Source organism: Streptomyces sp. NPDC088732, from assembly GCF_044751205.1.
In the GTDB taxonomy this organism is placed as follows: domain Bacteria; phylum Actinomycetota; class Actinomycetes; order Streptomycetales; family Streptomycetaceae; genus Actinacidiphila.
Genome location: NZ_JBIVLI010000002.1, coordinates 234,743 through 246,813, shown reverse-complemented (window position 1 = coordinate 246,813; position 12,071 = coordinate 234,743). Strand labels below are relative to the sequence as shown.

Sequence of the window (12,071 nt, the reverse complement as noted above, 5' to 3'; positions counted from 1 at the left end):
TCCCTCGCTCGCGTGCGCGCCCAGTCAACCGCCGCAAGGATATGCGCAAGGTTCCGGCACGCGATTGCGAATCAGCCCGCGTAGATCGCGCAGGCGTGGTAGAAATCGCCGACATGGATGCCATCGACAGAAGTATCTTGCGCGAGCTCCAGGCGGACGGCCGGCTCACCAACCAGGAACTCGCCGCCCGCGTCGGGCTGACCCCCTCGCCCTGTCTGCGCCGGGTGCGGCAACTGGAGGAGGACGGCGTGATCCGGAGCTACCGCGCGGTGGTCGACCCGGCCGCCGTGGGCCGCGGCTTCGAGGTCTTCGCCTCCGTGGAGGTGCGCCGGGACCGCGTGTCCGTCGAGGCGTTCGAGACCCAGGTCCGGGCCACCCCGGACATCGTGGAGGCGTACCGGCTGTACGGCGCGCCCGGCTGCCTGCTGCGCATCGCCGTGAAGGACAGCGACGCCTACGAGCGCTTCTGGACCGAGACGCTGATCTCGCTGCCGGGGGTGAGCGAGGTCAACTCACAGATGATCATGAAACGCATCAAGGGGCCGCGGGGCGTGCCCGTCGAGTAGGCGGGCCGCGCTGTCAGGCGTCCCCGGCGGCCCCGGCGAAGACGGGCAGCGCCCGCACCAGGTCAGGGGGCAGGGCCAGGCCCTCCTCCGTGGACGGGTCGACCGCAAGCCACAGCTCGTCGGCCGGCCAGTTGGCGGCGAGTTCGGCAACGGATATCCGCAGCGCGGTCGCCGGGTCCCCGCCCGCCGCCACGAGCGTCTCCTCGGCCGTGAAGACCGGGATGTACTGGGTCCCGTCCTGCTCGATCACCGGCAGCGAGACGGCCCCCTCGGGACGCGCCGGCTCGCCCTCGGCCGGCGGCACCTGCGGCAGCAGGGCCGTCCTGCCCGCCAGGTCGGCCAGCACCGCCTCGGTCTCGGCGATCTGCTGCGCGGACGGCGCGTCCTCGGGCGGGGCCGCGTGCTCGAAGCTCTCGCCGGCCCGGTGGTTCTCGTGGGGCGTCGGGGCGTTCATGAAGTCTCCTCTCGGCCCTCCGCATCCACCTCGTCGGCGGGCGGCGGGGTCCAGTGGTACTCACGGGCGCCTGCCCGGGGGCCCGCCGCATAAGCGGCCCCCTTTGAACAATGTGGACGGCTGGCGGGCGTGCCCGGGGGGACGCACGATGAATGGGCTCCCGCAGGGTCCTCGGCTCCTTCCGCGAAAGGCGGGTGTCATGACCACCAACCCTCACCAGGATGCCGCCGGGATGCCGGCGGGATTCCTCGCCGCCTTGTCCAAAAGGGGCTGGCAGGTCCTTCTCACCGCAGGCGTCGCCGCGATCGTCCTCGGCGTCTGCGTCCTGGCGTGGCCCGGCGAGACGCTGCTCGTGATCGGTGTCCTGTTCGGGATCTACCTGCTGATCAGCGGCGTGTTCCAGCTGGCCGGCGCCTTCGGCCCGCACGTGCCGGGCGGAATGCGGGTGCTGCACTTCGTCACCGGCGCCCTGAGCATCCTGCTCGGCCTGATCTGCTTCCGCGGGGCCGCGCAGTCCCTGCTGCTGCTCGCCCTGTGGATCGGCTTCGGCTGGCTGCTGCGCGGCATCATGCTGGTCGCCGCGGCGGTCTCCACCGAGGGCCTGCCGGCCCGCGGCTGGCAGATCTTCTTCGGCGCGATCACCCTTGTGGCGGGCATCGTCCTGATCGTCTCGCCCTTCGGCTCCCTCGCCGCCCTCACCCTGGTCTCCGGAGTGTGGCTGGTCGTCCTCGGCGTCGCGGAGATCGTCCACGCCTTCCACATCCGCGCGCTGGCGGCCCACCACCGGCCGGGCCTCCCGGCGGCCCACCAGCCGGCCGGCTGAGCACCGCGGCCGAACGCCGTACGGGTGTCAGTGGCCCTTCCTAGACTCGGCGCATGGTCACCGAAGCGGACACCACACTGCGCGACGGACGCACCCTGCACTTCTACGACACCGGTCCGGCGGCGGGCGGCGACGGCCTCGCCGTCGCCTGGCTGCACGGCACGCCCAACGTGGGCGAGCCGCCGGAACCGCTCTTCGAGGCCGCGCGCAAGCGCGGCATCCGCTGGTTCTCGTACGACCGGCCCGGGTACGGCGGTTCCACCCCGCAGCCGGGCCGGGACATCGCGGCCGCGGCGGCGGACGTCGCCGCCGTCGCCGACGCCCTCGGCATCGGCCGGTTCGCCGTCCTCGGCCACTCCGGCGGAGGCCCGCACGCCCTGGCGTGCGCCGCGCTGCTCCCGGACCGCGTGGCCGCGACGGTCAGCGGGTCCGGCCTCGCCCCGTACGGCGCCGAGGGGCTCGACTGGCTCGCCGGGATGTGCCCGACGAGCGTGGCCGAGCTGAGCGCGTCGGCGGCGGGCCGGGGCCCGCTGGAGGAGTACCTGGCCACCAGTGAGTTCGACCCGGAGATGTTCACCCCCGCCGACCGCTCCGCGCTCGCTGCGGAATGGGCCTGGCTCGCCGGGGTGGCCGGCCGGGCACTGGAGGGCGGACCCGACGGCATGATCGACGACAACCTCGCCTACGTCGCCCCCTGGGGCTTCGACCCGGCCGGCGTCCGCACGCCCGTGCTCCTCCTCCACGGCGGGCAGGACCGCATGGTCCCGGCCGCTCACGCGACGTGGCTCGCCCGCCGCATGCCCACCGCCGAGTTGCGCGTCCTGCCGGAGGAGGGCCATGTCTCGGTGCTCGCCGCCGCTCCCGGGGTGCTCGACTGGCTCGCCGACCGGGCGGCGGAGGGCGGCGGCGCACCCGGTCGCTGATCCCGCGAACGTCCCCCCGGCGCACGGCGGTCGGCACCGGCGCACGTGGCGGATTGTCGATCTCCCGTGGCGGGAAACATGCGTTCGGGGAGAGTGTGACGGGGGGATGTGCCATGGGGTGGGGATCCGCGGCGTCCGGCACGGCCGATGACGCCGGTTTCTGGGACGGTTTCTGGCAGCAGTCGGGCGGCACCGCCGTGTGGGTGCTGGGCATCTTCGCGGTGATCGTGATCGTGGTCGCCGTACGCCTGGGCTCCGGCCTGCTGCTGCGGCACCGCAGCAACCGACTGCTGCCGGTGGTGGTCTCGGAGGACCGCGGCCTGCTCGGCGGCCAGGCGGGCGGCCACCGGGGCAACGGCGGCGGGCACGGCGCGGGGACGCCCGCCCCCGGCCACGCCGAGGAGCCCGCGCGCACGAGGGAACTGGCCGCGTACATCACGGAGCACATGGCCGCCGACGCGCTCGGCCCGCGCGTCCTGACCCCCGGCAGCGGCACGCCCACCGGCCCCGACCCGGCGCCGGAGACGACGTCCTCCCCGCACGGCTGGGTGGACGTGATGAAGCGCCTCGCCCTCTTCCGGCCGCGGGCGTACCACGTGATGCTGCACTGCCTGTCGGCCGACGACAAACCGCCCCGCTTCTCGGTCCGCGTCCTCTACATGCCCAAGAACACCGTGGTGGCCGCCACCATCATGGAGGGCGAGGAGACCGGCCCCGACGCCGCGGACGAGGAGGTCCGGCGGCGCGACCGCCGGCTGTACGAGCGCATCGCCTGCTACTGCACGGTGAAGATCCTCGGCGACCCGCGCTCGCAGGACCGCATCCCCCGCTGGGAGAGCTGGGGCGACGACTACGACTCGTACCGCTTCCACCGCATGGGCGTACGCGCGCAGGAGGAGGCGCTGGCGGCGAAGAAGCGCGGCGACCACGCCCAGGAGCTCGCCCACTACCGGCACGCGCTGCGGCACTACAAGGAGGCCGCCGCGCTGGTCCCCGGGAACCTCACCGTCCGGCTCCACCAGGCCGGTGTCCTGGAGCTCATGGGCCAGGACGGGGGCGCGGAGGAGCCCGCCGCCCACATCCAGCACGCCATCGAGATCTACGAGGACTGCATCCAGCTGTGGCCCGAGCACGTCGAGACCGCCTACCGGCTGTCCATCGCCTGCGCCGAGCAGAACCGCGCGCGGACCGGCGGCCGCCACCGGCCCGAGGACTACGAGCGCGACTCCCGTGAGCACCTGCGGCTGCTCCTGAACCGGCTGTCGTGGTCGGCGATCGCCCGCCGCTACGCCCGCACCTGGCTCCTCGGCCGCCGCAACCTCGGCGAACGCCGCTACTGGCGCCAGTGGTTCGCCATGGAGCGGCCCCGCCCGGCGCTGCGCACCCGCCGCCGTTCCTTCCTCGCGGCCGTGCGGATAGCCGAGGCCGCCGAGGAACTGCGGATGAACCGCAGGCCGGATCCCGACCGGCTGCGCGAGGCGTTCGCCACCGTGGCCGGCGAGGTGACGGGCGGTGTGTGGGCCCGCTGGGGCCGGCTGTGGGGCGGGCCCGACTGGGGGATGCGCCGCATGCTCCACGCCGACCACCGGCGGGGCGGCGGCCACGCGGGCGACGGCGCCCCCGCGCCGCGGCCGTGGCACCGCGGGGGACCCGGTGCGCGCACCCACGCCGAGGCGCTGATCACCGGCCCGGCCCCGGGCCACCGCGTGCCCAACCGCGCCTCCGCGGGATACCTGGTCTACTACAACGCCGCATGCTTCCTGAGTCTCGCGCTGAACGCGGCGCCCCCCGCGGGGTCGGTGACCTGGTCCGGCGACGAGTGGCGCGAGGACTGCGCCCGCGCGGCCGTCGCCCAGCTCAACTGCAGCCTCCGCGTCACCCGCAGCCAGTTCTCCGCCGCCTGGGCCGAACGCGACACCGATCTGCGCCCGTTGTTCACCGGCCGGCTGCGCGACGAGCCGCCGCCGGCTGGCGGACCGGCCACCGCCCTGCCCCGCTGGGCGCGCATCGGGCGCAACTGGGCGGGGTTCGCCGGGATCGACGTCGCGGACTGAGGGACCGGTACCGCCGCGGACGCGGTCGGCGTACGGCCCCGCGCTCCCGCGCCACGGGCGAACCGCCCACGGTGCGCGGAGACGTGCGGCGCGCACACCCTGGACCGCGATCACGGCGAACGTCTATCGTCCCTACTCGTGGACTGGTGGGGATCGTTGGGGCTGGAGCGCGGCCGTCTCGTGCACTTCCTTCTCGCCTGCGGGCTGTGCGTGCTCGCGCTGCTGCTCACCGCCGTGACCTGGCTGTCGGGCCCGGACTCCGTGCCCCGTGCCGCCATGGCCGCTCTCGTGCTCCCCGTCTTCCCGGTCTTCGGCGCCGCGCTCTTCCGCGCCCTGCACTCCGGCAGCGCCGCGAGGCTCCTCGGCCGGGGGAACGGGGGACGGCTGCTGTGGTTCGTGTGGGACCTGCCCGCACGCCTGAAGTGGTTCTACGCCGTGGTGTTCGCGCTGTCCGTGCTGGGCTTCGCCGGAGCGGGCACCGAGGACGTCAGGACGGACGCGCACGGTGTCCACTACGTCGTCCGGAAGGACGCCGCGGACCCGCGCGGCGAACGGGTCGTCCTGACCGACGCCGAGTACGACAGGGCCGAGTGGCGGCCCCTCACCGCCGGAGTCGCGATCTTCTACGCCATGAGCAGCTTCGTCGTCCTGGCGGCCGCGTCGCTCCAGCCCTTCGAGTTCGCGGAGACGGACCCGGAACGGCCGTGGTGACCCGCACCGCCGGCGCGCACGCAGGGACCGAAGGAACGTCCTCCGCGCGCGCAGCCCGGGGCGACGTGGCGTCTCAGGCCGGGCGGGCGGCGGAGATGCCGCCGTCCACGGGGAGCGTGATGCCGTGGACCATGGCCGCGTCATCGCTGACCAGGTACAGGACGCCCTTGGCGATGTCGTCCGGCCGCACGACGACGCCCGCCGGGGTGGCGGCCGTCATCGCGTCGAGCTCCGCACGGGCCGCCTCGTTGCCCGGCGTGAGGGTCGCCCCGGGCGCGACGGTGTTCACCCGCACGCCGCGCGGCCCGTACTCCGCGGCCCAATTGCGGGTGAGCTGCTCGTCGGCCGCCTTGGTCGCGGTGTACATCGCCGCATAGGGGGTGCCGACCCGGGCCATCCAGGAGCCGACGGTGACGATGGCGCCGCCGCCCCGGGCGGCCATGGCTGGCGCCAGCGCAGCCACGAGCACGTGAGGGGCGCGGAGGTTGACCGCGAGCATGGCGTCGAGGTCCGCGTCCGGCAGGTCCTCGGTGCGCGTCGCCGGGTAGATGCCCGCGTTGTTGACCAGGATGTCGACGCGTCCGCCGAGCACGTCCGCCGCCCGCGCGGCGAAGGCGCGCAACTGCGCGTAGCCGCCTGCCAGATCCGCCGCGACGAAGTCCGCGCGGCCGCCCGCCCCGCGGATCTCGTCGACGACGCGTGCTCCGCCCGCCGCCTGCCGGCCGCTGACGACGACGTGCGCGCCCTCTCCGGCCAGGACGCGGGCGATCGCCGCGCCGATCCCGCTGGTCGATCCGGTGACGAGCGCGGTGCGGCCGGCCAGCCGGGATCCGGGGGCGGAGGCGGTGCTGTGGTTCGTGTGAAGGGAAGTAGTCATGCCTTCCGTTCTAGGACGCCTCGCGGACATCGGGCCAGGTCAGGAGGAACCTGGGCACGGCAGGACCACCCAGGACGCCGGGAGGCCGCCTACGCTGGAGCCATGCCACGCGACCGCGCCGCGCTCGGGGCGTTCCTGCGCTCCCGCCGGGACCGCCTCACCCCCTCCCAGGCGGGCATCGAGGCCTTCCCCGGGGCCCGCCGGGTGCCGGGGCTGCGGCGCGAGGAACTGGCCGTGCTGGCGGGCCTGAGCCCGGACTACTACAGCCGGCTCGAACAGGGACGCCAGGCCAACATCTCCCCCGAGGTGCTCGACGCGCTGGCCCGGGCGCTGCGCCTGGACGAGGTCGAGCACGCGCACCTCCGCGACCTCGCGGCGCCCACCGCGTGGCGCCGCGCCGCGGCCTCGCGGGTCGCCCAGCGACCCGATCCCGGGCTGTTGCGGCTGATGCAGACGCTCGACCACGTCCCGGTGCTGCTGCTCGGCCTGCGCGGCGAGGTCCTGGCGCGCAACGCCCTGCTGGTGGAGGTGCTGGGCCGTCCGCTGGAGCCCGGGACGTCCTTCGTCCGCTTCATGTTCCAGGACCCGGCCGCGCGCGAACGGATCGTGAACTGGGCGGACTTCGCCTCGGCCACCGTCGCCACGATGCGCCGGGAGATCGCCCGCCGCCCGGGGGACGGCCGCCTCACCGCGCTCGTGGACGAGTTGCGGGCGACCGACGAGGACGTCGCCCGCTGGTGGGACGACCACGCCGTGCGCGACTACGCGTCGGTGACCAAGCGCGTCCAGCATCCCGCCGCCGGTCCGATGACCTTCCGGATCGAGATCGTGTGCGCGCCGCACGAGCCGGACCAGCGCCTTGTCGTCTACACCGCCGAACCGGACTCCCCCACCGCCCGCGTCCTGCCGATGCTGGCCGGCTGGAACGCCGTGTCCCGCGCGTGACCGGCGACGCCCCGGCGTTCTCTCAGGACGACGCCATCAGGGCACGCCGGTAGCGGAGCCGGAAGAACCGCTGCGCCACGAGCAGCACCGGGAACAGCGGCCGCCACGGACCGTCCGGAGCGGCACGGGTCAGGGAGCGGATCGTCAGCGCGACCGTGCCGTCGGGGGAGCGGTGGACGACGAAGGCCTCCTCGCCGCGGACGGGATGCCCGGGCAGAGTGCCGTACGCGAAGCCGCAGCGATCCGGCAGGTCCACCACCGCCACGACGCGCACCGGCTCCCGCACCGTGAACGGGCCGCGGCCCGCGGTGATCCGGTACTCGGCCCCCACGGTGACGCGCTCCCCGGCCCCCGCGCAGCCCGTGACGGTGAAGCCGCTGCGCCGCTTGACCTCCCAGTGCAGCACCGCGTCGGCGGCCGCACGCCAGTCCCGCTCCCCGTGACCGATGACGACGGTGCACGCGTACGGGCGCAGGCCCGTGCGCCCGGCCGCCCAGTGCTCCTCGGCCGGTCGCGTCGCGCCGACGGAGCCGTAGGTGAGGCCGTTTGCGCGGTGAGGGGGCATGGCACTTCCGGCCGGACGGTGAACGGATGACGGTGGTGATGCCTGCACGCTACAGCCCGTTCGGTGGATCACCTGCGGCGCGTTCGTTTGTCCTTCACCTGTCCGTCGCCCCGGCGTGCGGCGAGGCGCGCATTCTTGCGCGATGCGGTCGGGCTCAGGGGGTGGGCCCCCGATCGCGCCGCGGGCACGGACACCGTGCGCCGTGACAGGGGGGAGCGGGGCAGCGTGGCACCACGCACGAACAGGCGAAACCCGCCTCATCCCCTCAGCGACCACGTCGGCCCGCACGCGACCGCACCGACCAGGAGTCCTTCACCATGCCCGGCTCGCTTCCGGCATTTCTCGCGCGTCTGAGAGTCGTCACCGCTCTCACCCTTCTGGCCGGCGTCCTGTTCGGCGCCGGCCCGGCAACAGCCGCCACGTACGTGCCGATCTCGGGCGCCGGGTCGACCTGGAGCCAGAACGCGCTCGACCAGTGGCGGGCCTACGTCAAGCAGTACGGCATGACGGTGAGCTACAGCGGCACCGGTTCCTCCGACGGCCGCAACCAGTACCGCAACGGCACGGTGGACTACGCCGTTTCCGAGATCCCCTACGGTGTCGACGACTCGGGCACCGACGCGCCGCCGTCCCGCAACTTCGCCTACCTGCCGATCACGGCCGGTGGCACGTCCTTCCTCTACAACCTCACCATCGACGGCATGCGGGTGACCGACCTGCGGCTGTCCGGCGACGTCATCACCAAGATCTTCACCGGCCGGATCACGAGCTGGAACGACCCCGCCATCAAGGCCGACAACCCCGCGATCGCCGCCAAGCTGCCCGACCGCCCGGTCGTCCCTGTGGTGCGTTCCGACGGCTCGGGCAGCACGGCGCAGTTCAGCACCTGGATGAGCAGGCAGTACCCGTCCCTGTGGAACGACTACTGCGCCCGGGCCGGCCGCAGCACCCCCTGCGGGACGACCTCGGACTACCCGCTGGCGCCGGGCACCGGCGTCATTGCCCAGGCGGGCTCGAACGGCGTCGCCGGCTACGTGGCACAGGCCCGCAACGCGGGCACCATCACGTACGTCGAGTACTCGTACGCGAAGTACACCACCGGCTACCCGGTCGCCAAGGTGCTCAACAAGGCCGGGTACTACGTCGCGCCCACGCCGCGGAACGTCGCGGTGGCGCTGACGAAGGCGCGGATCGGCCAGGACACGACGCAGAACCTCGACGCTGTCTACAACAACACCGACCCGCGTGCCTATCCGCTCTCCAGCTACAGCTACATGATCGTCCCGACCGCCTTGGAGTCGCACTTCACCGCCCAGAAGGGCCAGGCCCTGGGCGCCTTCGCGTACTACTTCCTCTGCCAGGGCCAGCAGAACGTGGACGACCTCGGTTATTCGCCCCTGCCGGTCAACCTCGTGCAGGCCGGTCTGCAACAGGTCCGCAAGATCCCCGGCGTCAACGTCGAGTCGATCGACATCAGCAACTGCCGCAACCCCACCTACTCGGCCGACGGCACCAACCCGTTCGTCACGACGGCCCCTTACCCGTCCGATTGCGACCGGGTGGACAGCGGTCCCTCGTGCGACGGGCCCGCCCTTGGCGCGGAGCAGTTGATCAGGACGACGCTCGAACCCGGGGCGCTCGTGATGTCCGTCGCGGGCGACCCGCACGTGGAGCTGCCGACCCCGCTGCTCGACGAGTCGGGCGAGTTCCTGCACACCTCGGGTCAGATGGCCCCGGTCACCGTCACCGACACCCGCCCGGGCGAGTACATGTGGGTCGTCAGCGCCCAGGCAGGCGACTTCACCGACCCGGCCGGCCACGTCATCGACGCGAGCCACTTGACCTGGGCCCCCACCGTCCTGGACCACGGCAACGTCCACACGGTCATCGCGGGCGACCCGGTCGCTCCCGGAGGCACCGGCCTCAAGGACGCCCGGACCCTGGCCATGGGCATCGGCCTCGGCACCACGGAACTCGGCGCCAGACTCGACCTGGACGCCCCGACCTTCACCCCGGCCGGCACGTACACCGCGGTCCTCACGCTGACCGCCATCTGATCCGCACCCACGGAAGGGCTCGTGTCCGCCGCACGCTCGTTGCGGCGGGCGCGCGGCCCTGACACCGGGACCGCCTCCGCACACCGCGGACCTCGCTGTTACGTTGCGGCGCATGGGGAGACGGTGGGGACACGCAACGGCCTGCACGCTGCTACTGACGGCATTGGGATGTGCCGCGCCAGCCGGTGTACCGGCGTCGGTCGACGGGCAGGTCCCGAGCCGGGCCGCCCCGGCCGTCACGCCCTCCCCGGCCCCGACTCCCCCCACTACCCCTGTCACGCGCCCGTCCGCCACCGCGGCGGCCTTGCCGACCCTCTCCGCGACAACCGCGGCTGCAACGGCAACGACGCCCACGACCCCCGAGATCCGGGACTGCTCGGCCCCCGACCTCACCGCCTCGACCGCGTACCCGGGGCTGTTCTCGGGCCAGTACGGGGAACAGACCGTCACCAGAGTCCTGCTGCGCAACGCGGGCCGGTCGACGTGCCGGCTCAACGGCTGGCCCGGTCTGATCTTCTACGGCTACGACATGGTGTCGATCTGCCTCCCCGGGCCCACCCCGCACACCCGGTCGTGTCCGCCGGGAACAAGACTGAACGAACAGCGGCGTCTCACAACGGTCCGCTCGCGGCTGCGGCCGCCTGCGGACGTCGTGCTCTCCCCCGGGCACAGCACGTCCTTCGACTTGCTGTGGCTCAACTCGTTGTCCATCGACTGCTCTCACCCGGTCCCCGAATCGCCGCTCAGAGCCGAGGTCAGGGTCCCCCACGACGCACGCCCCGTCGTCCTCTCGAAGCCCGGTCTGCAGCCGTGCGACGGGCTCATCGAGGTCACCACGTTCGGGACCCGGCTGGCCACCCACCAGTGACGCAGGGCGTGGCGGCCGTACCGCGTGTCAGTCCCCGGAGAAGCCGAAGAAGCCCACATGGGTGGGCCGGTCGTCGGTGTGGAGGAGCACGCAGAAGCCCGTCCAGCGCGCCCGGAGTTCACCCAGCAGCGTCGTGTCCTCCTCGCCCGGCCGCCTTGTGTCCATCGCCTCGTACGACCGGGCCAGCGCGTCATTGAACTGGTCGACGGTCGGACGTTCGGTGCCGAAGTGATGCATGAGCGGGGCGGGAGCCAGCGGCCGAATCGTGCCGTGCTCGGGCGATCGAGGATTGCGCCGGCGCCTCTTCGTCTCGACGACGCGTTCGATGTCCAGGATCGAGTGCGTGCCCTCCTCGCCCATGAACTCCTCGTCGGCGTAGAGCTCCTGAAGGCTCCCGTACTCCTCGCCGCCGCCGTAGAGCTCCTGGAACACCTCGCCGTGCAGGGCTGTCAGCGTCGCCCGGAGGCTTCCTCGGTACGCAGTGACGTAGTCCCACCCGCTGGCACCCATGGCTCGCCTTTCGTGGTTCTCGACCGGTGGCGGTCACCGTAGGTGCCGGGTACGACAAGGGGGGATCAACCGCGGCTTGAGCCGTACGGGCGACGGCTTGCGCGGTTCAGCGGGCCCGGCGACGGGCGTCGCGAACGTCACGGACGAGCGTGTGGACTGCGGCGGCGGAGGTGGCGGCCGCAACGGCCGGCCACACGAGGGAAGCCCCCGACAGGGAGTCCCGGACGAAGACGCCCAGAAGCCCCAGGCCGACGAGAGCGCCGAATGCCGAGAGCGCGATGCGGTGTGTCACGCCCACATCATGACGGCCGACGTGACCCGTGTGGCACGTGCGTGGCACGGCGTCCCGGACCGGACCGGGAACGACGAAGGCCCAGGCCGGGGAAAACCTCCCCTGACCTGGGCCTTCGCCTCACAGAGCGGGCGACGGGAATCGAACCCGCGTAGCCAGTTTGGAAGACTGGGGCTCTACCATTGAGCTACGCCCGCAACGGCCAGTCATTCTGGCACACCGCATCGTAGCCGATCGACCTGGCTTCCGCGCACCCGCATATATGGGCGCCAGGGTGTGCGGGGGCATGTACTCTACGTGTCGCACCGACGGGGTGTGGCGCAGCTTGGTAGCGCGTCCGCTTTGGGAGCGGAAGGTCGTCGGTTCGAATCCGGCCACCCCGACCAGTCCCCGGCGCCATGCGCCGGAGAGGCCCGGCCGCACGTT

13 protein-coding genes and 2 tRNA genes are annotated in these 12,071 nt (G+C 73.0%); 9 read left to right on the top strand and 6 right to left on the bottom strand.

Translation table 11 applies throughout. The features are described 5' to 3' along the window. The first annotated feature begins 113 nt into the window (after nucleotides 1–113). Entirely contained in the window at nucleotides 114–566 is a 453-nt protein-coding gene (locus tag ACIP9H_RS03990; RefSeq protein ID WP_401582819.1) for an Lrp/AsnC family transcriptional regulator, read from the top strand. A gap of 13 nt (nucleotides 567–579) precedes the next feature. On the opposite strand, the gene ACIP9H_RS03985 is transcribed toward ACIP9H_RS03990, so the two are convergent. Then, the gene (locus tag ACIP9H_RS03985; protein WP_401582817.1) at nucleotides 580–1,020 is read right to left on the bottom strand and encodes an SseB family protein; all 441 of its coding nucleotides are present in this window, start codon (nucleotides 1,018–1,020) and stop codon (nucleotides 580–582) included. Between the two features lie 199 nt (nucleotides 1,021–1,219). Between ACIP9H_RS03985 and ACIP9H_RS03980 the strand changes: the two genes are divergently transcribed. The 4 genes from ACIP9H_RS03980 to ACIP9H_RS03965 all read left to right on the top strand — a co-directional run bounded on the left by ACIP9H_RS03980 (nucleotide 1,220) and on the right by ACIP9H_RS03965 (nucleotide 5,531). Next, nucleotides 1,220–1,843 carry an HdeD family acid-resistance protein gene (locus ACIP9H_RS03980; RefSeq protein ID WP_401582815.1) on the top strand — a complete coding sequence of 208 codons (624 nt, stop codon included), beginning with the start codon at nucleotides 1,220–1,222 and terminating at the stop codon, nucleotides 1,841–1,843. A gap of 53 nt (nucleotides 1,844–1,896) precedes the next feature. After that, nucleotides 1,897–2,766: an alpha/beta fold hydrolase gene (locus ACIP9H_RS03975; RefSeq protein WP_401582814.1), complete on the top strand. Its 870-nt coding sequence runs from the start codon at nucleotides 1,897–1,899 to the stop codon at nucleotides 2,764–2,766. 113 nt (nucleotides 2,767–2,879) lie between these two features. Next, complete coding sequence (locus ACIP9H_RS03970) at nucleotides 2,880–4,820, top strand: hypothetical protein (protein WP_401582812.1); 1,941 nt, start codon at nucleotides 2,880–2,882, stop codon at nucleotides 4,818–4,820. A gap of 138 nt (nucleotides 4,821–4,958) precedes the next feature. Continuing rightward, a complete protein-coding gene (locus ACIP9H_RS03965; RefSeq protein ID WP_401582810.1) occupies nucleotides 4,959–5,531 on the top strand; it encodes a hypothetical protein in 573 nt (190 codons plus the stop codon). Between the two features lie 73 nt (nucleotides 5,532–5,604). On the opposite strand, the gene ACIP9H_RS03960 is transcribed toward ACIP9H_RS03965, so the two are convergent. Then, nucleotides 5,605–6,408: an SDR family NAD(P)-dependent oxidoreductase gene (locus ACIP9H_RS03960; RefSeq protein ID WP_401957349.1), complete on the bottom strand. Its 804-nt coding sequence runs from the start codon at nucleotides 6,406–6,408 to the stop codon at nucleotides 5,605–5,607. A 102-nt stretch (nucleotides 6,409–6,510) separates the two neighbouring features. Here ACIP9H_RS03960 and ACIP9H_RS03955 point away from each other — a divergent pair, with 102 nt between their 5' ends. Next, nucleotides 6,511–7,353 carry a helix-turn-helix domain-containing protein gene (locus ACIP9H_RS03955; protein ID WP_401582807.1) on the top strand — a complete coding sequence of 281 codons (843 nt, stop codon included), beginning with the start codon at nucleotides 6,511–6,513 and terminating at the stop codon, nucleotides 7,351–7,353. Between the two features lie 22 nt (nucleotides 7,354–7,375). Here ACIP9H_RS03955 and ACIP9H_RS03950 read toward each other — a convergent pair whose 3' ends face one another. Next, on the bottom strand, nucleotides 7,376–7,918 hold the full coding sequence (locus tag ACIP9H_RS03950) for a DUF1990 family protein (RefSeq protein ID WP_401582805.1): 543 nt from the start codon (nucleotides 7,916–7,918) through the stop codon (nucleotides 7,376–7,378). 317 nt (nucleotides 7,919–8,235) lie between these two features. On the opposite strand from ACIP9H_RS03950, the gene pstS reads away from it, so the two are divergent. Continuing rightward, a complete protein-coding gene (gene pstS / locus ACIP9H_RS03945; RefSeq protein WP_401582803.1) occupies nucleotides 8,236–9,975 on the top strand; it encodes a phosphate ABC transporter substrate-binding protein PstS in 1,740 nt (579 codons plus the stop codon). Between the two features lie 304 nt (nucleotides 9,976–10,279). After that, nucleotides 10,280–10,843, top strand: a complete 564-nt coding sequence (locus ACIP9H_RS03940; protein ID WP_401582801.1) for a DUF4232 domain-containing protein — start codon at nucleotides 10,280–10,282, stop codon at nucleotides 10,841–10,843. A 27-nt stretch (nucleotides 10,844–10,870) separates the two neighbouring features. Here ACIP9H_RS03940 and ACIP9H_RS03935 read toward each other — a convergent pair whose 3' ends face one another. The 3 genes from ACIP9H_RS03935 to ACIP9H_RS03925 all read right to left on the bottom strand — a co-directional run bounded on the left by ACIP9H_RS03935 (nucleotide 10,871) and on the right by ACIP9H_RS03925 (nucleotide 11,842). Next, nucleotides 10,871–11,353, bottom strand: a complete 483-nt coding sequence (locus ACIP9H_RS03935) for a hypothetical protein (protein ID WP_401582799.1) — start codon at nucleotides 11,351–11,353, stop codon at nucleotides 10,871–10,873. Nucleotides 11,354–11,459: 106 nt separating this feature from the next. Then, nucleotides 11,460–11,645: a hypothetical protein gene (locus tag ACIP9H_RS03930; protein ID WP_401582798.1), complete on the bottom strand. Its 186-nt coding sequence runs from the start codon at nucleotides 11,643–11,645 to the stop codon at nucleotides 11,460–11,462. A 126-nt stretch (nucleotides 11,646–11,771) separates the two neighbouring features. Beyond that, nucleotides 11,772–11,842, bottom strand: a tRNA-Gly gene (locus ACIP9H_RS03925). Nucleotides 11,843–11,954: 112 nt separating this feature from the next. Between ACIP9H_RS03925 and ACIP9H_RS03920 the strand changes: the two genes are divergently transcribed. Beyond that, nucleotides 11,955–12,031, top strand: a tRNA-Pro gene (locus tag ACIP9H_RS03920). The last annotated feature ends 40 nt before the right edge of the window (nucleotides 12,032–12,071 follow it).